This window comes from Salinicola tamaricis (assembly GCF_003006155.1).
GTDB classification, from domain to species: domain Bacteria; phylum Pseudomonadota; class Gammaproteobacteria; order Pseudomonadales; family Halomonadaceae; genus Salinicola; species Salinicola tamaricis.
The window spans coordinates 1,025,845-1,045,781 of record NZ_CP023559.1 but is presented as its reverse complement, the minus strand read 5'-3'; the positions used below and the strand labels follow the sequence as shown (position 1 = coordinate 1,045,781).

The window sequence follows — 19,937 nt, the reverse complement described above, 5'->3', positions numbered from 1 at the left end:
GGAACGAGGAATGGGTCAGGTGGTTATCATCAAGTTTTTTGATCCTGGGCATGGTCCAGGGGCCATGATCAATTTAATCGTCAGTGAGTCTGATGCCGAAGCCATTCGTAATTTCGATGAGTTTGATGCTCAGCTGCCGTTGCCGAGTTTGCCCGGTGTGGCAGTGAGATTCCGAGATGGTCGAGTGGACTTCACTGTCTTCAAAGAGAGGGGTCAAGCAAGAAGCTATACATGTAGTGACGCGGAGTTGTCTGAAAGTCTAAGCAATCCAGAAAATCGCATACCAGATGAGTGAGTTTTGAACTTAAAGTGCTCCATCTCTCACATGGGCAGAGGCTATCCATGGCGCTCCGATCGAGACTCGTCTATACCAGCGGGGCGCGGGATCTCCCCGCCTTCCTGATGACCCAATCTAGCCGAGGTGCGATATGTGGCGCAGCATGATGATGGCCGGGGTGCTGGCGCTGGGCGCGTTGCCGATGGCAGCCCTGGCGAACAGTGAGATGCCGGCGGCGGTGAAGGCCGAGGTGAGCGATGCCTGCGTGATCAGCGATGCAACCACCGGCCTCGCGCCTCGCCACGCCAGCGTGAAGGGGTGGTTACCGGGAGAGGTGTGGCTGGTGCCCTGCACCATCGGCGCCTATCAGACGGGTTACGAGGCGGTGTTCGCCCCGGACGGTGGGACGCCCCGTGCGCTGCTGTTCGCGCTGTGGCGGGACGGGAGCTGGACCGGCACGCGGACGCTGTTCGACCCCGAGTTCGATGCGCAGCGCGGCACCCTGCACGACCGCTACAAGGATCGCGGCGCCGGTGGCTGCGGCGGCGAGCGCACCTGGGTGTGGCAGGGCAGCGACTTCCAGTTGACCGAGTACCGCGCCCAGCCGAACTGCGAGAGCGGGCAGACGCGGTATCCGGTGGTCTTCGAGGCGAAGTGACGCCGAGCTAATCTCTGTACGAAAACTACCTGCGCTCGGCAATACGGCGTTAAAAATCGGCTCACTGAACAACGTTCAGAACGTCCGTAGGACGGCCCGGAGGGTGAGCGGAGCGAGTCACATGCTCATTTACACCCCGTAAACTCCGCGTTTTCGCCGATTTTTGCCTTGTCTTGCCTTCGCTCGCTGAATTTTCGTAAAGAACCTAGGTCGCGGCCTCCCCCCACCCCACCGCCTCGATCGCCTCGCGGTCGCCGGCGGCCTCGGCGTCGGCGATGGCGTCCTTCAACTGCCAGGAGTGGGCCAGCAACCCCTGCTTGAACGCCTTAGCGGCGTCGGTGAGCGCGATCATCTGCGCCGGGGTGAGCGAATAGACGGTGTTCGACTGCGCCCGCAGCGCCATGCTGGCGTCGGTGTCGCCGCGGCGGCGCGGCGGTCGCGGGCCTCGATCGCCAGCCCCAGCAGGTTGGCTTCGTCCTCCTCCGGGCGGGTCTGGATCACATCCTCGCTGCCATCGGGCAGGGTGTAGGGCATGCCCGCGCGCAGGGCGGCGGCCAGGGCCGATTCGATCATCGCGCGCTGGCGGTTGGCGAGCGTGGAGATGGGCTCGATCCGGTCGGGAATCTCTTCTCCGCTGGCGAGGATCGCGGCGTGGATTTCGCGGCCCAGGGGTTCGGCATCGTCCGGTGAGGCGGTGAACGGGATCCAGCCCAGCTCGGGGTGCTCGATCTCGCAGTCGAAGGTGCCGTCTTGATTTTTCAGAACATTCCGATATTTGTAGGTCATTCAAGCAATCCTCAAGAAAAGCGAGGCACCTCTCGCAGAGCCGGAAAGAGTCGCACCACCACCACATGACAACCAGGTGCCGGAAACCTGTTGTCCCTCGGTGATAGCAGGGCGCCCATCACTCAAGATGACGACTGCGGCGGTGATTAGGTTGGAGCCGCTATAAGTCTGGCCGGTATGTATGCCTTCGCCTTTACGCATCAAAAAGGCATAGGTACCGATCGCCAGCTTGGGGGCACTTGCCATTCTTTGCAGTGCCCAGTTTGTATCGCTGCTACCGGTGCCCAGCCGCGCTGTCGGCAGCGTGCCCGCGTTGAGGTTGGAGGCGTTGCGATAGTAGCTGCCATGCTGTCCATCGAGCTTGTCGGCATTGGCGGCACTGCCTGAGATATCAATCGCTGCCTTGCCATCCAGCAGTGAGGCGTCGATACCGCCTTTAGCAATGTCCAAGCGGCCGCTCGAGAGAACGCGAAATACCGTATCATCACCGACTTGGAAATAAAGGTGATGTCCGCTCGAAATCAGCAGCTTGTCACCATCGTTCTTTCCTAATGCGATTTCATTTGAGCTGGTTCTTATATGCCCGCTAGTCCTATTAAACTCGTAGCTTGTCGAACTGCCATCCCCGGCGCTGACTACCAGCCTGAGGTTCTTGGGGTTATTCTCGGCGCATTCGCTGTGAATGATGTTGCCGACAGCATCGCCGGTGAATCCAACGAACTGAGCGCTGCTGCGCCCAAATTTCACCTTTGAGTCGCCTGCAGTAACGCCCTGGCTGTAGGCCGTCAGTTGCCCCTTGACGTCCAACGTTGCCGTCATCGTGTCGTTGGCATCGCTGCGCAGCCATGATGCCGGCGCTAAGCTCCCCAGGCGGGCTGCGTTGACCGAATCCAGTTGGCTGCCATCGCCATACAGCCGACCATTGAAATGCACGTCCTTGGAGCGGTAGTAAAGGCGCATCGCGGCGTTGGCGGGAATGCCGTCATCCCCCACGGCACCCATGCCGATATAGCCATTGCCATTACCGACGTAGGTGAGATGGAGTGCCGCGTCGCCGCGCTGGCCGCTTTCGCCAATCGATAGCCCCGCACCTTGGGAGAGCGCGTTGTCGCCACTATTCGGCGAGTCGAGCGTCAGCCAAGGTCGGCTCTTGTTGAGCGTGACATCGACGTCAGAGGTGGAGTGGGTGTTGGTGGAGGTCCACACTTTTCGGTCGTTCGCCCACACCTCAATGGTGCCATCACCGCCACTGCGAATACCCGAGTCGTCGTCCCCGATCGCAATGGCTTTACCGTTATTGAATGACTTGCTGCCACTCGGCGCTGAACCGCCGACGCCGATGGATTGGCTGAAAGTTTCAGTCTGGTCTCTACGGGCTAGTCCTAGTGACGCCATGACATTGCGTACTTCGCCCGCCTCGGTCGGGCGCAAGAAGTTGTCGGCCCCCTCGGCGCTATTCCCGATACCTCTCGACGTCCGAAATAGCGCAAATTACCCGAGCCGGTATTCAGTGATGTGTACTCGGAACGCAACAGCGAGTTCTCACGTCCCGCTATTGTCTCGCTGAACGACGGAATACGGCGTCGAATTCAGCTCTAGATTCCGACCGTCCAGCTTGTCTGCGTCGACAGCCTTTTCGTTTCGGCCCAGCTTGCTCGAAGGGTCGAAATTGCCGTCATCCCAGACGGTACGGACACTCGACCAGGTATCTCCGGTCGCGCCCATGTAGGTCAGACTGATATCAGTGGGCTGAATGATTGCGCGGCGATCTGATCCGTATCGCCTTAGCAATACGGCCGGCCAATACCCGTTCATCGGCCCGATGTGTTTGGAGCCCAGGCCTTCGATAAACCCGCTGAACCGCGGCGCCTCGCGAAAATCAGTGAGCGCGATGGCTTGATTGCTGCCAACGCCATATGCTGAATCGCTGCGATGACCCCCGCCGCATCGGGATAGACGCCGGCCGCACCGGCCTTGGCCTCGGCGTCGGTCGCTTTCTCCACCAGGCCGGCGGTGGTCGTCGTCGCGGTGCGCGCGTTGAGGCCCGCCGGCGTCACCGCGCGGGCGTTGTCGCTGCCCTCCTTGGTTTCGGCGTAGGTGGCGAGCTCGACCATGCCCTGGGCGTTGGTGGTGGCCGCCGGGTGGTTGCGGCTGGCGGCATGGTCGTTGAGTTGCTTCAGCGTGGCGTAGGCGGCGAGCACCTTGTCGATGAACGCCTTGAGGGTGCGCGGGACGACGCCGCGGCGGGCGTCGCTGCCGGCGTCGACCTCGGCCTGGGTGGCGAGCTCGAGCACCCCGGCGACCTCGGTGGTGGCCGGCGGGTTGAGAAAGGCGGCGTCACCGAAGGTGATCGCGGAGACGTCGAGGGCTTCGACCACCAGGTCGGTGGCCAGCAGCAGGGTCGAGGGGGCGGCCTTCTCGATGATCCACTCGCTTTGCGAATAGACCGCGAAGAGCACGCCGGTGTCGGTGAACAGGCCGATCTCGCCGACGGCGTAGGTGTCGCTGCTCTCGTCCTGCACGCTGACGTGCAGGGTGTCGGCGGCGACCGCCTGGCCGGCCATGCTGGCCAGGCGCTTGATCGGTTCGCGCAGGGCGGTCTGGTCGGCGCTGGGGGTATAGCGGCCGCGGCCGAAGCCGATTTCGCTGAGGGTCAGGGCCGTGGTGCCGTCGTGGTCGGCGTCGACCAGCGCGGCGCGGCCGGCATCGGTGATGGTGAAGACGATGGCCATCGGGGGTCCTCTAGTGGGCGGTGGCCGCCAGGCGGCGGTAGACGAAGGCGCGGGCGCCGCCGGCGACGCCGACACCGCCTGTGGCGCTGAGCCCGGCGGTGAAGGTGAAGTGCGCGCGGACCGGCTTGGTGCGGGTGATCTCGTCGACGATGTCCTGCTGGAACGCGGCGCTGCGGGGCACCTCGGCGCCCAGGGTCATCACCACGTCGAAGGTGTGCGGCGGGCCCGGCTCGGCCTTCTGCCACCACTCGCGCAGGGCGAGGCTGGCGCCGAAGGAGCGGACCACGTCGCGCACGCTCTTGGCGGTGCCCTTGCGGCGCTGGATCTCGATCGCGTCGCGGATGCGCTGGCGCTTGATGCGTTCCGGCCAGTAGGGCTGCCAGGCATCCAGCGAGAGCGCCCAGGCGAGCCACGGCAGCAGCTCGGCGGGGCAGGTGTCCGGGTTCCACAGCGCGCGCAGCGGCACCGGCAGCTCGCTGGCGCCGGCGGCGGTGGTCTCCAGGGCGTGCTCCAGGGGGCTTGAGTTGGGCGGCAGCAGGCTGGCGCGGGGGCGCGGCTCACTCATCGAGACCTCCGTCACGCAGCGCGATCTCGGTGCAGTGGGTCGCCTGGGTGCGGTCGATCACCAGGCTCGCCGCGGGCTCGGCCAGCTCGACCCGCTGCACCCCGGGCTGATGCAGCGCGGCGTAGAGCCCGGAGAGGGTGACATCGAGCCCCAGGCGGTGCTGCTGCTCGGCATAGATGGCGGCGGCGGCGCGCGCTTCGCGCATCACCACTTCGCGGTCGGGGCCGGCGTAGAAGTAGAGGGTGGCGTCGATGCGGTAGTCGACGATCTCGGCGCTGCGCACGCTGACATGGTCGGTGAGCGGGCGAACGTCCTCCGCCGAGAGGGTGGCATCGACGTGGGCGAGCAGGGCTGCCGGGGCGCTGCCGTCGCCGTCGCGGGCGAGCACGGTGACCACTACCTCCCCCGGCGCCGGGCTGGTGGCGCTGGCATCCAGCACCTGGCCGTCGGCGGAGAGCGCATGGAAGACGTAGGCGCCCTCGGGCCGGCGGTGGAGAAGCCCTCCAGCGAGAGCTGGATGCGCCTGCGCAGGTCGGCATCCGTCTCCAGGGTCGCCGGCACCGGCGGCACGGCCGCGGGGTCGCCGGCGTCCAGGGTCTGGCGGGCGACGCCGAAGAGCGCGCCGAGGTGGTCGAGATCGGCGCCGCGGGCGTAGGCGAGCATCACCCCCTGGGCGGCTTCGTTGATCCGCTGACGCAGCAGCAGCTCGCGATAGGCGGCGGCCTGCAGGATCTTGTAGGCGGGGTCGGACTCGACGCTGACATCGAATGCCGGGGCCCGCGCGCGCAGATCGGCGAGCAGGGCGGCGAAGATCGTCTCGAAGTCGAGTGGCTCGACGATATCCGGCGCGGGCAGCCGCGAGAGATCGACGGCGGTGAAGCCTCCGGCCATGGTTTAGGTCTCCTGTCCCAGGGGGATGTCGAAGGTGAGGTCGGCGCCGTCGTCGATCCGCTCGGCCTGCACGCTGAGCGTCAGCCGCCCCGGCCGCTCAGCGGAGACGTGGCGCTGGATCTGGGTCACCCGAATGCGCGGCTCCCAGCGCATCAGCGCCACCACGCAGGCGGCATAGGCGCGCAGGGCGGTGGCGCCATCCAGTGGCTGGTCGATCAGCTCCGGCAGCAGCGAGCCGTAGTCCCGGCGCATGACGCGCGAGCCGAGGGGCGTGGTGAGGATGTCGGTGACGGATTGGCGGATATGCGCGACGCCCTCCAGCGCCGTGCCGCTGGTGCGATCCATGCCGGCCATCAGTTCACCCCATCCGTCTGGTCGCCGCCGCGCTTCACGCCGCCGTGGGTGTGGCTCGCGCTGATGTCGCGGCCGTTGCTGGTCACCGCGCCGGTGAAGCGGACGTCGCCAGCCATCGTCGCGGTCTGGCCGCTGGGCTGGCTGAAGTTACCGTTCAAGGTCAGATTGCCGTTGATCACGGTGTCGGCATTGAGCGTCGCGCCGGCGGCGGCGGTGGCGGTGAGGGCGGCAGCGGTGGTGACACTCACCGCGCCCTGGGCATCGAGACTGGCGGAGCCGGGCAGGGTGGCGCTCAGATGGCTGGCGGCGTGGTCGTAGGCGATCACCGCGCCATCGGGCATCTCGAGCTGGGTCAGATTGGCGTCGTGGCTCGGCGCCGGCACGGCATCCGAGTTCAGCGCCGGCAGCACCAGGGCGCCGCGCAGCTCGCCGCCGGGGGCGAGCAGCAGCACCTGCTCGCCCAGGGTGGGCGGATTCCAGCTGCGGGTGTGGCCGGCGCGGGCGGTCAGCCACGGCAGCCAGTCGGTGAGCAGCGCACCGCTCTGGATGCGCACACGCACCGCGGCGTGGTCGATCGCGGCGACACGGCCGACGCGGATCAGATTGTGGAGCAGACGGGCAAGTTCAACGGGATTCATGGCGCACCGGTGGCGGGAGACGGCATGCGCTCATGGTCCGTGGCGCGGGGCGGGCTGGCGAGCCGCGGGCGTTGTCGGCGGGGGTTCGACTGTTATCGCCCCCGAAGCCGGGCGTGTGCTTTTTATCGCCCCCGGGGACGGGCGTGTGCCGTTTATCGCCCCCGAAGCCGGGCGTTAGGCTTTTTATCGCTCCCGAAGCCGAGCGTGTGCCGTTTATCGCCCCCAGAGCCGGGCGTTAGGCTTTTTATCGCCCCCGAAGCCGGGCGTCAGGCAATGTCTGAAAAGTCGACGAGCGAAGGTCAGACCGGGGCGCGTAGCTAAGGCGAAAATTGGCGAGGGAGCGGAGTTTACAGGGTGTAAATGAGCATCCTGACCGGGCTGGCGCTCCAGCCAATTTTTAACGCCGTATGGGCGAGCGCAGTACTTTTCAGACATTGCCTAGGCCAGCGGGCCATCCCACTCGGCCACTAACCGATACCCCTCCTCACCCGCGCTCTCGTCGCGCACCAGCAGCTGCCAGTGCTCGGCGGGGCAGGTCTCATGCGCGAAGGCGGGCTGGCGGTGGTCGAGGGTGATCTCGCCGCTGTCGCAGTCATGGGTCGCCACCACGCGCTCCTCGAGCGGCACCCACAGGCGCAGATCGGCGGGCATCTCCCCGGCGAAGAGCCAGGAGAAGCGCAGCCCCGGTTCCGGCCCCAGCTCCGGCTGATAGCGCGCCAGCCACGCCAGCAGCGGCAGCATCACCGCATCCAGGGTGTCGTCGTAGGCGTGCAGCGTTAGCTGCGCGGTCACCGCGTAGCCGTGGGAGAGCGACGCCCCCGCGGCGAACCGGAGCCGCCCCTCATCCACCTGGGCCGAAAGCCGGTTCGGCATCCCCTGCAGCGCCGGTACGGTGCGCCGCAGGTGTTCAATCAGGGCGTTCAGCAGGTGCATGTCGGGTCTCCTTCAGAGTGGTCACCAGACCGTTATGTCGAATCGCGCAGGCGTGGTACTGCGCCGCCCAGTCGCGCAGCGTCAACACCACGCTGGCCCCGCTGCCGTCACTCAGCGGCGGCAGCGTCGTCGGGCAGCGGCTCAGCAGTGTCTGTTGGATCGGGGGCGCGGCCGGCGGCGGCAGCGTTGAGCAGGCGCACAGCGTCAGGCTCAAGGCAGACGCGGCGATAGATCGGCTTCTGAATCTCACGAATCACTCCCCGGTCGATGACCCGTTGATGGGCGTCGAGGGTGGCAAGCCGCGCCTCGACCACCCCGGCGATGACGGACTCCCGCGCCAGCGCTTGGCTGGTTGCCGCCCGGGCGGCTTCGAGCGCGGTGAGACGCTGGGCATCCTCGAACCAGCCGCGGCTGAACCAGCCACCGCCGGCGGCGATCGCCAGCACGGCGAGCATGGCGATCGTGCGCACCGTCACTCCAGCCCCGCCAGGCACAGCTCGCGCTCCGCTGCGCGGCGCTTGACCAGCCCCGGCAGCCTGCGGCCACCGGCATAGACCCAGCGCGCAAGCTCGTCGCAGGCGGCGCGCGTGTCGCCGGCGTTCAGCCTGGCCAGCAGGGTCGAGTCGCGAAACGCCCCCTCGCCGACGTTGAAGATGAACGAGGCCAGCGCCGCCCGGCGGGTCGGCGGCAGGGTGGCGTTGATCTCGGGTGCGACATAGCGGTCGATGGCGTCGAACGCCGCGCCCAGGTCGCCGGCCAGCAGCGCCTCGCAATCCGCCGGGGTCAGCGTCTGCCCCAGCGCCACCTCGGCTCCGGTATGCCCGGTGCAGATCGTCGGAATGCCGACAGGGTCGGGATATGCCTGCAGCTCGGTGCCCTCGTAGTGCTTCACCACGTTGATCGAGAGCGACAGCGCCAGGCCGCAGGCGCCGCCGATACCGGCGCCGCCGAGCCAGCGTTTCCAGTGGTTCATGGACGCCTCCGCCGGATACGCGCCCACCACTCGCGCAGGTTGCCGAGATACTTGGGCACGATCAGCCCGATCTGCAGCGCCAGATACGCGAGGGTCAGGACGGTGACCCAATCCGACGGCGTCATGCCGCCGGCATGCAGCAGCGAGACCAGCGCAGGTGGCGTGGTCTTGATCGCCTCGGTGGTGATATTCGACTGATGGGCCATGCCGATTCCTGCGTCGACGCGGGCCGGTGTGACGCTCACACCGGCCCGCGACGGGATGAAAGAAGCGTTGATCGGGCCGGGCTCAGCGCCACAGCTCAATCACCCGCGGCGTGGGTGACGGCGAGGCGATATCCGGCAGCACCACCGGCGTGGCGCTCGGCAGCCGCGGGCCCAGGGCGCACAGCCCGGGATTGTGCGCCAGCACCTGCACCACCAGATCGGTACGCCCGTAGTGGCGCTGGCACAGGCGATCGACGGTATCGCCCTGAAGACTCGACACGGTTCGCGGCACGCGCACACCCCCGGATTGGCACTCGACTCGCCCGGGCCCCGCGCCGATGAGCGGCGCGGGCACCCCGGCACCTCACGATCCCCCGAGAGTGCGACGCCCGCCCGCCGGCCTCAATCCAGCGCGAACGTCCACCGCCCGGCGACAACCCAGGCAAGCAGAAGCGGCGTGCCACGCGGATGGCAGAGCGCGCGCCAGAGCGTGAACTCGGAAGGCGGAACAGCGCGCCAGGCGGGCCGGAAAGATGACGAACACTTCCCCCTCACTCCTCGCGCCAGCGCGCGACAGCGACGGGGTATGCGTAGTCCAGCAGAGGCCAACTCGTTGTTTTATAACGATAGTGGCGTTGTCTTGTAATCAGTAGGTCTCGCCGCATCTACGCGAGACATCGGTCCGTGGCGGGGCGGTGTGGGAGGGAGATCGGTCGCCGAGTCGCAGGTTTATCGTCCTTCGTGAGAGGGCTGACGCGCTTATACTCGCTCGCGTCTAGGTGGGCGATGAGCGTGAATCAGGAGGTGGGATGAAGACGTTTGCCGTGCTCTTGGTACTTGGCTGTTTGGGGCAGAGTGCAGTCGCGCTGGCCGCCGACTGTGCCGCGTTCCGCTGCCGCTATGGGGACGTGCCACGTCCGCCCGAGCCGCTGATCGCGGAGCCCTTTCATGTCTTCTATGACCAGCCTACGACGCGGCCGATGCGACCCTATCGCGCTCTCGGGGCTGAAGAGATGTCGAAAGATAGCGCTTCCGAGCACAGCAATCCCGGTGGGGAGGAGGTGACGTCACCCAGACGCGAAGCGGCGGCGCCGTCGAGTGATTCGGTGCCGTAGCAGCTCGCTGTCGCCGCAGGCTGTCAGGTCATGAGTCTTGCCGGAGACGTGCGGTGATAGCCGGCCCCTTGGCACGCTGAAAGATTTGTCATGCTGCGCGATGACGCGGCGGCGTCTGCTCGCGGCGAGACGCCATCAAGGTCGACTCCAGCGCCAGCGTCTGGCACTTCACGGCGGTACAGTTGGCGCAGCGCACATGGGGGCTCTCCCCGGGCTGCGTCGGCAGGTGGAATCGGTCGCTGCCGCACAGCGAGCACTGCATATCGAGTGTGACGCAGATCATGGCTTACCTTCCCCGGAAAACGGCAGGGCGGAGTGTGTCTGCCCCGGATGAAAGCTTGATGACGCCTGGCACGACCCCGCCCCTATCTATTGATTCCTGCGTCAGATCGCGGGGCACGATGCTGTCATTTTCTTGCTTTACGTTATCGCGGGCCTAGGGTGGGCCTGCCACGGTGGCCTGGCCGAAACGGTCGCAGAAGCGCAGTGCTGCCAGCGGCTCGGGGCTGACCCGGGCAGGCAGTTGCAATTCTGGCCGACTTTTCTAGGCTAGAGACCCTTTTGATGTCAGATGAGGAAACTCCACTCGACCCACCTATCGGCACTACTGCCGAGGACTGGATCTGAAACCTGATCACAAACTTGGAGGTGATTGGATGTCAGTACAGACCGCATCCCCCCGTAAGCAGGACACGTGGACGAAGCAGGATCGCTATCCGACACGTTTGCGCCGGTCGCAGGAAGCGCTCTGGCGCGAGCGTCAGGAGGCAGTCGTCAAGGGCCGCCATCTGGACGGGCCACTCGACGCCACCCAGTTGGACGCCTTCGAGCGCGATGGCTTCCTGTTCGAGCCCAACTTCCTGGGACACAATGAAGTCTCGGCGCTGTGCGAGGAGCTTGCCGGGCTGCTGGCGCGGGATGATTTTCGCGACCGCGATTTTGCCATCACCGAGCCGGACAGCCAGGAGATCCGTTCACTGTTCGCGGTGCATTTCCTGTCGCAGCGCTTCGCGCAGCTGGCGGCGGACCCGCGCCTGACCGGGCGGGCACGCCAGATCGTGGGCGGCGACGTCTACGTGCATCAGTCGCGGATCAACTACAAGCCTGGTTTCCACGGCAAGGGCTTCAACTGGCACTCGGACTTCGAGACCTGGCACGCCGAGGACGGCATGCCCGAGATGCACGCCGTCAGCGCCTCGATCGTGCTCACCGACAATCATCACTTCAATGGCCCGTTGATGCTGGTGCCGGGCTCGCACAAGGTCTTTGTGCACTGCCTGGGTGAGACGCCGGACGAGAACCATAAGCGCTCGCTCAAGCAGCAGGAGTTCGGGGTCCCGAGTCAGGACGCCCTGCGCGAGCTGATCGAAGCCAACGGCATTCAGGCGCCGACCGGCGCTGCCGGCGGGCTGCTGCTGTTCGACTGCAACACCCTGCACGGCTCCAACGCCAATATGTCGCCGGACCCGCGCAGCAACGCCTTCTTTGTCTTCAACCGCCGTGACAATGCCTGCGTGCGCCCGTTCGGGGCCAAGCAGCCACGTCCGGCCTTTCTGGCCCATGCGCCGGATGAGGTGTGGACGCCCCAGGGCGCGACCCACTGACGATGCGCCGCGGCCTGGCTCTGCTCTTTAGAGAGTATCTGGCTCTGCTCTTTAGAGAGTATAGAGAGCCAGGCTCGCCGGCAGGCGTGATGCCATTGGCCGCCGTTGGCGCTAGACTCGTCGAGTCTGCGTTGACGGCGGCTTTTCGTGTTGCCTTCGGCGCATTTCTTGCGGTTCCACCACTGGCAGGGGAGTAGAGCATGGCTTTCACCACGCGCTTCGTCGACGGCAGCGAGACCGGGTATCCACTGGGCAAGATTCTGTGCGTGGGGCGCAATTACGCCGAGCACGCCGCCGAGCTCAATAATCCGGTTCCCAGTTCACCCCTGCTGTTCATGAAGCCGGCGACCAGCGCGGTGGAACTCGAATCGCCTATCTCCCAGCAGTTCACCCATGGCGAGGTGCACTTCGAAACCGAACTGGCGCTGCTGATCGGTGAGCGCTTGAGCGAAGCGAGTGCGGCGGAAGCGCTCGCCGGGATCGCCGGAGCCGGCCTGGCGCTGGACCTCACCCTGCGCGACGTGCAGTCGGCGCTCAAGGAAAAAGGCCACCCGTGGGAGCGCGCCAAAGCATTCGACGGCGCTTGCCCGCTGTCGCGCTTTGTGCCGGTGGATACCGATACCGACTGGGCCAGCGTCTATTTCCATCTGGATATCAACGGCCAGCGCAGCAGCAGAGCGGCAAGCTTAGCGACATGCTGTTCTCGGTGCCCGCGCTGCTCGAAGAGATGACCCGCACCTTCACCCTCGAGCCCGGTGACGTGGTGCTGACCGGGACCCCCGCTGGCGTCGGCAAGCTGCCGCGGGAAGCGGTTCTCGGTCTGTCGCTGTCGCTGGGGTTGGATGTCGGCACGCGCACCCGCTGAGGCGCATGACGGTGCCGGCGCACTGACAACAGATGCAAGAGCCGCCGGGCCCGACAAACTGCCGGGCATAAAAAAACCGCGACGGGGTCGCGGTTTTTTGCATCTGGGATAAGGCTGGCGGCGGTGACTCATTCCAGATAGGTGTAGCCGCTCAGGCCGGCGGAGAGTTCTTCGACGAACTGCTCGCGCTCTTCGACACTCAGCGGGCTGGCGATCAACTGCTCGGTGAGCTGCTGCTTGAGCGCCTCGGCGTCGAAGTTGACGTAGCCCAGCACCGCGGCCACGGTATCGCCCTGCTGCACGTGGGAGAGGCGCCACTCCCCGTTGTCGTCCAGCGCCACATCGACCGAGTCGGTATCGCCGAACAGGTTGTGCAGATCGCCCAGGATCTCCTGGTAGGCGCCGACCAGGAATAGCCCCAGCAGCTTGTCGTCGTCATCGTCCCACTCGGGCAGCGGCAGGGTGCTCTCGAGCCCCTGGCCGTCGACGTAGAGATCGATCCGCCCGTCGGAGTCGCAGGTGATGTCCTGGATCACGCCGCGCCGGGTCGGCGTATGGTCGAGCCCGGTCAGCGGCAGCACCGGGAAGACCTGGTCGATCCCCCAGACGTCCGGCAGCGACTGGAACAGCGAGAAGTTGACGAACAGCTTGTCGGCGAGCTTCTCGGCCAGCTCGTCGGCGATATCGCGATGGGCGCGGTTGCGGCCGTCGAGACGGTCGCGCAGGCGCTGGCAGGCCGCGAAGTAGACCGACTCGCCCTCGGCGCGGGCCTGGATATCGGCCAGCCCCATGACGAAGCGATCCTGCAGCTCGCCCACTGCCTGCACCACGTCGTGGTACGCCTCGACCAGATCGCGCGGCTCGCGCATGCCCTCGAGCCGGTCATAGACCCGCCACAGCTCGTCGACGTGCGGGTCCTCTCCGACCCGGCGCTCCGGTTCGATGTGGCCCATGCGCTCCTCGCCGATGACGTTGGTCACCAGCACCGCATGGTGGGCGGTCAGGGCGCGGCCGGACTCGGAAATGATCTGCGGGTGCGGCAGCTCATGTGTGTTGCAGATCTGGCTGAAGGCCCACACCACGTTGCTGGCGTACTCGCGCATGGAGTAGTTGATCGAACAGAAACTGCGCGAGCGAGTACCTTCGTAATCTACGCCCAGACCGCCGCCGACGTCGACGGTATCGATCGGCGCACCGAGTTCGCGCAGGCTGTGGTAGAAGCGCGCGCACTCGCGCAGGCCGCGCTGGATGTCGCGGATATTGGCGATCTGCGAGCCCAGGTGGAAGTGCACCAGCTGCAGGCTGTCGAGGGCACCGGCGTCGCGCAGGCGCTCGGTGATGGTCAGGATCTGGGTCGCGGTGAGACCGAACTTCGACTTCTCGCCGCCGGTATCCTGCCACTTGCCCTTGCCCACCGAGGAGAGGCGCGCACGCACGCCGATCCGCGGACGCACCTGGAGCTTCTCCGCCTCCTCCAGGATCAGGCTCAGCTCGGAGTACTTCTCTACCACCAGGTAGACCTTATGGCCGAGCTTCTCGCCCATCAGCGCGAGGCGGATGTACTCGCGATCCTTGTAGCCGTTGCAGATGATCACCGAAGGGCCGTCACCGGAGAGTGCCAGCACCGCCATCAGCTCCGGCTTGCTGCCGGCTTCCAGACCGACGCGGCCGTGACCGCGCTCCTGGGTGGCCAGGATCTCCTCGACCACGCGGCGCTGCTGGTTGACCTTGATCGGATAGACCGCGGTATAGCCGCCCTGGTAGCGCTCTTCCTGCATCGCCTGATCGAAGGCCATGCACAGCTGCTCGACCCGGTCGTGCAGGATGTCGGATGAAACGCACCAGCACCGGCAGGCGCAGGCCGGCATCGCGCAGCTTGTCGACCAGGGTATCGAGCACCATGCTGGGGCCGGGCACTTCGCTGCCCAGCGGCCTGACCAGCGTACGGCCCTGATCGTCGACGTCGAAGTAGCCGCTGCCCCACTGATCGATATTGTAGGTGCGGCGGGCCTGTGCGGCGGGAGAAGGATTCGGCATGACGCTCTCCGGTGGACCGGCGGTGAAATCCCGGCGCAAGACAGCTAGCGCGCCGGGCGGCGATGGCGCGCATTATGCCGTTGCACTGTGTCGGGAACCATGAATTTCAGGAAAAAAGCCACGGCGCGGCCGCGCGGATTCGGCGCCGCGTCACAGCCGGGGCCGCGGGTACTGCGCCACACTAGCCTAGTCGAAAAGCGCCCGGCGCTCACGCCGGCAACGGCGGGACCTCACCCTCGAGCCGTCGCGTCAGCAGGGTGCGGAAGCGGGCCGGGTCGTGGGGGGTGATGTCGTGCGCGGGCGGGTCGACGTGGATCACCAGCAGGCGCGACAGCCAGTAGCGCAGTGCGGTCATGCGCAGCATCAGCGGCCACAGCGCGCGCTCGGCATCGCTCAGCGGGCGGTGAGCCAGATAGGCGCTGAGAATGGCGTCGTAACGCGCGTGGTCGATCTCGCCCGTGGCGTCGCTGGTCCAGTCGTTGATCACGATCGCCAGATCGAACAGCAGCTCGCCGGTGCAGCCGTTGTAGAAATCGATGATGCCGCCGAGGCGGTCACCGTCGTAGAGGGTGTTGTCGCGGAACAGATCGCCATGGATGGCGCCGCGCGGCAGGTCGGCGTCAGCGAAGGCCGCAGCGTAGGCGGCGATCTCCTCGCGCATCAGCGCCTGATCGCGGCTATCGAGGTGAGGTAGCACTTCGCGATGGCGGCGTTCCAGCCAGGCCAGATTGCGTGGATTGTCGCGCTGGCCGGTGAAGCGCTGTGACACCTGATGCATGCGCCCCAGGGCATCGCCGAGCGCGGCACACTGGGCCAGGTTGGGCGCGCTGGGGTGGCTGCCGGGCATGCGCGGAAACAGCAGCGCTGGACGGCCGGCGAGGCGCTGCAGAGCGACCCCTTGCCGGTCGTGGACCGGCCCCGGTACTGGCAGGCCCTGGGCATCCAGATAGTCGAGCAGATCGACGAAGAACGGTAGATCCTCGAACTCCCCCTGCTCGAACAGTGTCAGCACCCACTCGCCCTGGTCGGTGGTCACGAAGAAGGTGCTGTTCTCGGTGCCCTGGGGGACGCCTTTCAGCGCGACAAAGTCGCCGACGGTGTAGCGCTTGAGAAAGTCAGCGACCTGAGCATCGTCGAGGGGAGTGAATACGGCCATGGCAATATCGGATCTGGGAGCGGAAACCGCGCATTGTAGCGGTTGCGCCGGCGCGCTCCTACCTCGTGTGCGTCGCTGCCTTGGTTTACGTCGACGCCTTCATTCCTGTCGCCGCCTTATTTACGTCGCCGCGACGCGGCTGCGCCTTGCACGTGTCACTCGCGCTGCACCCACTCGGGCACCGGCACGCTATCGGCATCGCGGCGCTGGTAGTTGCCGTCGCCGTCGGCGTCGTAGAGGAAATAGGCCTGTCCCGACTTGGGCACCACGCGAATGGCGTAGAGCTTGCCGTTGAGCCGATACTCCGAGACCGTCTGCTGGGCGTCACTGTGGGTGGTGATCTGGGGCGTCGGCGTGTTCTGCGCCAGCGCCGTGGATGTCAGCGCGGTCGTGGCCAGCGCGGTCGCGACCAGCATGGCGGCCAGCAGCGTGCCCGGCAGCGGGTGGCGCAGCGCCTGAAGCAGCGTGTGCAATGTCGTCTTGGGCATGGCAATAACCTCCGATAGCGCGGCTGCCCCGGGTGGCGAAAGTCTCACTAGAGGCAGCAGGTGCCTGCGCGGCCCAGTCTAGCGCTGGATCGCGGCTCTTCGCATCTGCTTCGACCACCGGCACGGGTGGGGATTCCCGATTGCCGGCGGCGCGCCCTGACGCCGAGCGGCGCCTTGCGTATCATGAGGCCATCGAAAGCCAGTCACGGATGCCCCAGCTCATGGCAGATGCTCCCATCGCTCTCTACGTGGTGCATTATTGGTACAGTCGGTGCGCCAAAAAGTGACCATCATCGACTTGTCGGGTTGGCGCTATAAGCCCGCCGTTGCTGGGCTTTATGGCTGTAGGTTGCATGGTATGGGGAGCTTCGCTTGCATTCGTAATGCGTAGGTCGGTGGTTCGAGTCCACTTGCCGGCACCAAAAAACTATTGGTTTCATTGGTTTAGGTATCGCTAAAAAATCACCTTAGGGTGGCTTTTTTCGTTGGCGTCAACAAAGTAACGATACATGTCTTTTTGATCCAGTTTAAAATTCTTCATGTATAAGTGGATACGGGACCGCCATGCAATTCAGGGCGATCGACGGTGCAGCAGTGGGTGGGCGAAGTGACGCATCGTGTGTAGTTGCACGCGTGCTCGCTGAAACAACCGGTCGCAATCGCCATCCAGGCGGAGGCCATCCCTCGGGGGGCACGTAGGCACTAGGTAAGCGAACGCGACCTCGGTCAAGCCCGTGCCATGCGATAAGGTTGGACCCAAAAAAAGCGGCCCGATAAGCGTCATTCTGGTGATGACTTGCTTACTGGCCTGAAGACGCTGCTCTCTGCGAACTATGATCATGAACCCAGTTGCAACTGGACGGGATGTTTTCCATCCGAGCAGTGTATGGGCGACGTTGATCGATCTTGCGGAACGGCGGATATCCACGGCGGGGTGGCTCCAATGGTGCCGAGGGAAGAGCCAGAGAGCTCGAATGCTGGCACTGTCAATGAGATTCGACGTCGATGGACTGGATATCGTCGACAGTTTACACTTCGGCGTGCCACGCCACAGATGAGGGAATAGCCTTGGATACCACCATGGATCAGATTGGTCAGCGCCGATCGAGCACGCTGACATCGATCGTCCGTGAGGCGATCGAGAACATGATCATCTCCGGCGAGCTATCTTCGGGTGACCGCATCAACGAGAGTGCACTCGCGGCACGCTTCAATATTAGTCGGGGCCCGATTCGAGAGGCCTGTCGTGGGCTCGAAAGCGCCGGTTTGATTCGTAACGTGGCCAATCAAGGGGCCTATGTTCGTGAGATGAGTCTTGAAGAGGCTCGTGCTCTCTACGAGGTGAGGCGGGCATTGACGGCATTAGTAGGTGAGCTGCTTGTCGAACGGGCGAGCGATGAGATGCTCGACGAGTTGCAGCGCCTGGTCGAACGTATGGCGAGGGCCGTCGAGGAAGACGACCTGAGCACGTACTACAACCTCAATCTGGAATTCCATAACACGATGGTGGCCAACGCCGATAATCCGGCGCTGGAACGTTATTACGGTGATATCGTCAAGCAGTTGCATCTCTTCCGGCGTCGCGGGCTCTTGCAGCATGGCAACCTCAGGGCCTCGAACGAGGAACATGTGAAAATCGTCGAAGCTTTACGCCGACGCAATGCCTCCGAGGCGGCCGAAGCCTTGCGCCAGCATGTCATTTGCGGCTGGCAGCGAATGGTTGGCACCCTCGAGGAGTCATAAGCTGCTATCCCCTTGGTTCCTGTCGCCGCCGCGTCTTCAATTGGCTTTTCGCGCTAACCGCTTTTCCTGCAGGCCGCTTGGCTAGCTTACCGCCATTCAATCCGAACGTTCCCTGGTGGCGATCGTCGATGTCGCCTCCGCGTTGCCACAGGTCCATATCTGCGCGACTGCCTCATGTCTCGAGTTTCGGCGTGCTTGGCGCTGTCGCTGACACGGCGAATGCTCCCAGCCCGACTCCCTCCTCTCGACTACGACCCTAATCCCCCTGGCTAGACCATTGTCTAGTACAGAAGGGCCGAACGGTCGAATAGTCTGTCTATCGTAAACTGTTAACAGTTTACAGTAGTTCGATGAGCGATGCCTAACAAGTACATAACGGGAGAATAACGATGCGCCACTGGATGAAGTCAGGCTTGTTAATGACAAGTCTGGCCACAGCCGCTCTCGCGTTTAGCGCTACGTCGGGAGCCGACGACTTCCCTTCCGAGCCGATCGAGATCGTCGTTCACACCTCTCCGGGGGGCGGAACCGACACCACGGCGAGAATCGTGGCATTGGCGACCCAAGCGCAACTGGGTACCAACGTCTACGTCCAGAACAAGAAAGGCGGTGGCGGCTCGGTTGCCATGAGTTACGTCAAGAGCAAGCCCGCCGATGGCTATACGGTCATGGCGATCACGCCCACGCACCTCTTCACCATGCTGCGCGGGAATTCGCAACTCGATATCGACGATATCCAGGGCCTGGCGCGCGCTACCGATGATCCGATCATCGTCATGGTTCGCGGAGACAGCCGGTACAAGTCCATTCACGATCTCATCGAGGCGGGGAGGGCCGGCGTGATCAAGTGGGGTGGTACCCAGATCGGAGGAGTCGATCACATTGCCGCCATGAGCTTCGCCAAGGCGGCAGGGATGAAGGTCTCTTTCGTGCCCTTCGATAGTGGCGCCGAATTCGCCGCCGCTCTATCCCGGGGCGACATCGACGCAGCGGGGCTCAATATTTCCGAAACTCGGGATCAGATCGCCGCCGGCGATTTCCGTCCTCTTGCCGTCATGGCCGACGATCGTATGAAGGCGCTACCGGACGTACCAACGCTTAGCGAAAAAGGTCTGGATATCTCGTTCTCCACCGTCCGTGGCTACGTGGTGCTGAAGAGTACGCCCAAGGCTCGCCAGGAAATTCTGGAAAAGGCGATGCTCAAGGGAATGGAGAGCGACCGCTACCAGAACTACCTGAAAGGCATCGGACTCGACGAAACCAGTATCGAGGGACGCCGCTGACGGGACACAGCCAGATCCGCCGGATGTACAAGGCTGGCCAGGAGACGATGCAGGACCTGGGCCTGACTCAGTGATCCACCGGCCTCGGCCAATCCCTCTGTTCCAACTCGGAGTTTTCCACCAGTTAGCCGCTGGAGAATCTCCTGCCGGGAGTCGTACTCCTGGTGATTGTCGTCGCGCTTTACTGGATAACCACGACCTTCTCGACGGTGCCGGCCCTGTTTGCCCAGGGCATGCAGGCCACCGCCATGCCACGTCTGATTCTGGGGGTGATGGCGGTGCTGACCCTGGTGATGCTCTATCAGGGATATGGCCACGTCGAGGAGGACAAGCCGGTCATTTCCTGGCGCATGTGGGTAACGGCCGGGCTGCTGCTGGCTGCATTTCTGCTGTTCGAGATTCTCGGTCTGACATTGACCATGGCGTTGACCTGCCTGCTGATCCCACTGCTATGGGGTGAGCGCCATCTGGGACGGATCATGATTCTACGCCGTCTGCACACCGGTAATGATCTATCTGCTTTTCACTTATGCGCTGCAGCTTCGGCTGCCGCAGGGATCCTCTCACCCTGGCTGTCCTGAGTAACGGGAACGTTTATGGAACACATACTGACGGGATTTAGCATTCTTATCG

The 19,937-nt window shown here is 64.6% G+C and carries 26 protein-coding genes and 1 pseudogene; 9 read left to right on the top strand and 18 right to left on the bottom strand.

Translation table 11 applies throughout. The features are described 5' to 3' along the window. The first annotated feature begins 10 nt into the window (after nt 1–10). Together CN538_RS19775 and CN538_RS04725 are read left to right on the top strand one after the other, a co-directional pair. Entirely contained in the window at nt 11–295 is a 285-nt protein-coding gene (locus tag CN538_RS19775; protein ID WP_164999514.1) for a hypothetical protein, read from the top strand. Nucleotides 296–428: 133 nt separating this feature from the next. Further along, complete coding sequence (locus CN538_RS04725) at nt 429–935, top strand: DUF1176 domain-containing protein (protein ID WP_106418717.1); 507 nt, start codon at nt 429–431, stop codon at nt 933–935. 205 nt (nt 936–1,140) lie between these two features. Here the strand turns inward: CN538_RS04725 and CN538_RS20225 are convergent, their stop codons facing one another. The 14 genes from CN538_RS20225 to CN538_RS04665 all read right to left on the bottom strand — a co-directional run bounded on the left by CN538_RS20225 (nt 1,141) and on the right by CN538_RS04665 (nt 9,305). Beyond that, nucleotides 1,141–1,338 carry a DUF4376 domain-containing protein gene (locus tag CN538_RS20225; protein WP_164999513.1) on the bottom strand — a complete coding sequence of 66 codons (198 nt, stop codon included), beginning with the start codon at nt 1,336–1,338 and terminating at the stop codon, nt 1,141–1,143. Then, nucleotides 1,284–1,721 carry a hypothetical protein gene (locus tag CN538_RS04720; RefSeq protein ID WP_164999512.1) on the bottom strand — a complete coding sequence of 146 codons (438 nt, stop codon included), beginning with the start codon at nt 1,719–1,721 and terminating at the stop codon, nt 1,284–1,286. The genes CN538_RS20225 and CN538_RS04720 overlap by 55 nt, the downstream gene beginning before the upstream one ends. Further along, a complete protein-coding gene (locus CN538_RS19770) occupies nt 1,722–3,152 on the bottom strand; it encodes a hypothetical protein (protein ID WP_129591297.1) in 1,431 nt (476 codons plus the stop codon). It abuts the gene before it with no gap. A gap of 380 nt (nt 3,153–3,532) precedes the next feature. Then, nucleotides 3,533–4,453: a hypothetical protein gene (locus CN538_RS04710; RefSeq protein WP_106418714.1), complete on the bottom strand. Its 921-nt coding sequence runs from the start codon at nt 4,451–4,453 to the stop codon at nt 3,533–3,535. Nucleotides 4,454–4,463: 10 nt separating this feature from the next. Further along, nucleotides 4,464–5,018: a phage tail protein I gene (locus CN538_RS04705; RefSeq protein ID WP_106418713.1), complete on the bottom strand. Its 555-nt coding sequence runs from the start codon at nt 5,016–5,018 to the stop codon at nt 4,464–4,466. Beyond that, nucleotides 5,011–5,457, bottom strand: coding sequence for a baseplate assembly protein (locus CN538_RS22015; protein ID WP_242495575.1), 447 nt, complete (start codon nt 5,455–5,457; stop codon nt 5,011–5,013). The genes CN538_RS04705 and CN538_RS22015 overlap by 8 nt, the downstream gene beginning before the upstream one ends. Further along, nucleotides 5,415–5,909, bottom strand: a complete 495-nt coding sequence (locus tag CN538_RS22010) for a baseplate assembly protein (RefSeq protein WP_242495574.1) — start codon at nt 5,907–5,909, stop codon at nt 5,415–5,417. Before CN538_RS22010 ends, CN538_RS22015 begins: the two co-directional genes overlap by 43 nt. A 3-nt stretch (nt 5,910–5,912) precedes the next feature. Further along, nucleotides 5,913–6,263, bottom strand: a complete 351-nt coding sequence (locus CN538_RS04695; protein ID WP_106418712.1) for a GPW/gp25 family protein — start codon at nt 6,261–6,263, stop codon at nt 5,913–5,915. Then, nucleotides 6,263–6,901 carry a phage baseplate assembly protein V gene (locus CN538_RS04690; RefSeq protein ID WP_106418711.1) on the bottom strand — a complete coding sequence of 213 codons (639 nt, stop codon included), beginning with the start codon at nt 6,899–6,901 and terminating at the stop codon, nt 6,263–6,265. Before CN538_RS04690 ends, CN538_RS04695 begins: the two co-directional genes overlap by 1 nt. A 438-nt stretch (nt 6,902–7,339) precedes the next feature. Continuing rightward, nucleotides 7,340–7,834 (bottom strand): phage tail protein, encoded by a 495-nt coding sequence (locus CN538_RS04685; protein WP_106418710.1) that lies wholly within the window; start codon nt 7,832–7,834, stop codon nt 7,340–7,342. Nucleotides 7,835–7,941: 107 nt separating this feature from the next. Continuing rightward, entirely contained in the window at nt 7,942–8,304 is a 363-nt protein-coding gene (locus tag CN538_RS04680) for a hypothetical protein (protein WP_106418709.1), read from the bottom strand. A 2-nt stretch (nt 8,305–8,306) separates the two neighbouring features. Next, nucleotides 8,307–8,807: a lysozyme gene (locus CN538_RS04675; RefSeq protein WP_106418708.1), complete on the bottom strand. Its 501-nt coding sequence runs from the start codon at nt 8,805–8,807 to the stop codon at nt 8,307–8,309. Next, nucleotides 8,804–9,013 carry a hypothetical protein gene (locus CN538_RS04670; protein ID WP_106418707.1) on the bottom strand — a complete coding sequence of 70 codons (210 nt, stop codon included), beginning with the start codon at nt 9,011–9,013 and terminating at the stop codon, nt 8,804–8,806. Before CN538_RS04670 ends, CN538_RS04675 begins: the two co-directional genes overlap by 4 nt. Before the next feature lie 82 nt (nt 9,014–9,095). Next, nucleotides 9,096–9,305 (bottom strand): tail protein X, encoded by a 210-nt coding sequence (locus CN538_RS04665; protein WP_242495573.1) that lies wholly within the window; start codon nt 9,303–9,305, stop codon nt 9,096–9,098. A 517-nt stretch (nt 9,306–9,822) separates the two neighbouring features. Between CN538_RS04665 and CN538_RS04660 the strand changes: the two genes are divergently transcribed. Further along, nucleotides 9,823–10,128: a hypothetical protein gene (locus tag CN538_RS04660; RefSeq protein ID WP_106418706.1), complete on the top strand. Its 306-nt coding sequence runs from the start codon at nt 9,823–9,825 to the stop codon at nt 10,126–10,128. 88 nt (nt 10,129–10,216) lie between these two features. On the opposite strand, the gene CN538_RS04655 is transcribed toward CN538_RS04660, so the two are convergent. Then, complete coding sequence (locus tag CN538_RS04655) at nt 10,217–10,411, bottom strand: hypothetical protein (RefSeq protein WP_035472617.1); 195 nt, start codon at nt 10,409–10,411, stop codon at nt 10,217–10,219. A gap of 373 nt (nt 10,412–10,784) precedes the next feature. On the opposite strand from CN538_RS04655, the gene thpD reads away from it, so the two are divergent. The 3 genes from thpD (at nt 10,785) to CN538_RS25950 (ending at nt 12,597) form a co-directional block, all read left to right on the top strand. Next, a complete protein-coding gene (gene thpD / locus CN538_RS04650; protein WP_106418705.1) occupies nt 10,785–11,732 on the top strand; it encodes an ectoine hydroxylase in 948 nt (315 codons plus the stop codon). Nucleotides 11,733–11,932: 200 nt separating this feature from the next. Further along, nucleotides 11,933–12,463: a fumarylacetoacetate hydrolase family protein gene (locus CN538_RS04645; RefSeq protein ID WP_422917544.1), complete on the top strand. Its 531-nt coding sequence runs from the start codon at nt 11,933–11,935 to the stop codon at nt 12,461–12,463. Further along, nucleotides 12,427–12,597 (top strand): fumarylacetoacetate hydrolase family protein, encoded by a 171-nt coding sequence (locus CN538_RS25950; RefSeq protein WP_422917543.1) that lies wholly within the window; start codon nt 12,427–12,429, stop codon nt 12,595–12,597. The genes CN538_RS04645 and CN538_RS25950 overlap by 37 nt, the downstream gene beginning before the upstream one ends. 128 nt (nt 12,598–12,725) lie before the next feature. Here the strand turns inward: CN538_RS25950 and speA are convergent. From speA to CN538_RS04630, 3 genes and pseudogenes are all read right to left on the bottom strand, one after another. Further along, nucleotides 12,726–14,634 (bottom strand): annotated as a pseudogene (gene speA, locus CN538_RS04640) (biosynthetic arginine decarboxylase). 208 nt (nt 14,635–14,842) lie between these two features. After that, a complete protein-coding gene (locus CN538_RS04635; protein WP_106418704.1) occupies nt 14,843–15,790 on the bottom strand; it encodes a homoserine kinase in 948 nt (315 codons plus the stop codon). Nucleotides 15,791–15,945: 155 nt separating this feature from the next. Continuing rightward, nucleotides 15,946–16,278 (bottom strand): DUF2782 domain-containing protein, encoded by a 333-nt coding sequence (locus CN538_RS04630; RefSeq protein ID WP_207233642.1) that lies wholly within the window; start codon nt 16,276–16,278, stop codon nt 15,946–15,948. 1,068 nt (nt 16,279–17,346) lie between these two features. Here CN538_RS04630 and CN538_RS04625 point away from each other — a divergent pair. From CN538_RS04625 to CN538_RS04615, 3 genes are all read left to right on the top strand, one after another. Beyond that, nucleotides 17,347–18,021: a GntR family transcriptional regulator gene (locus CN538_RS04625; RefSeq protein WP_164999511.1), complete on the top strand. Its 675-nt coding sequence runs from the start codon at nt 17,347–17,349 to the stop codon at nt 18,019–18,021. A 389-nt stretch (nt 18,022–18,410) separates the two neighbouring features. Then, nucleotides 18,411–19,304, top strand: a complete 894-nt coding sequence (locus CN538_RS04620; protein ID WP_106418702.1) for a Bug family tripartite tricarboxylate transporter substrate binding protein — start codon at nt 18,411–18,413, stop codon at nt 19,302–19,304. A 164-nt stretch (nt 19,305–19,468) separates the two neighbouring features. Continuing rightward, entirely contained in the window at nt 19,469–19,885 is a 417-nt protein-coding gene (locus tag CN538_RS04615; RefSeq protein WP_106418701.1) for a hypothetical protein, read from the top strand. Nucleotides 19,886–19,937 lie beyond the last annotated feature (52 nt).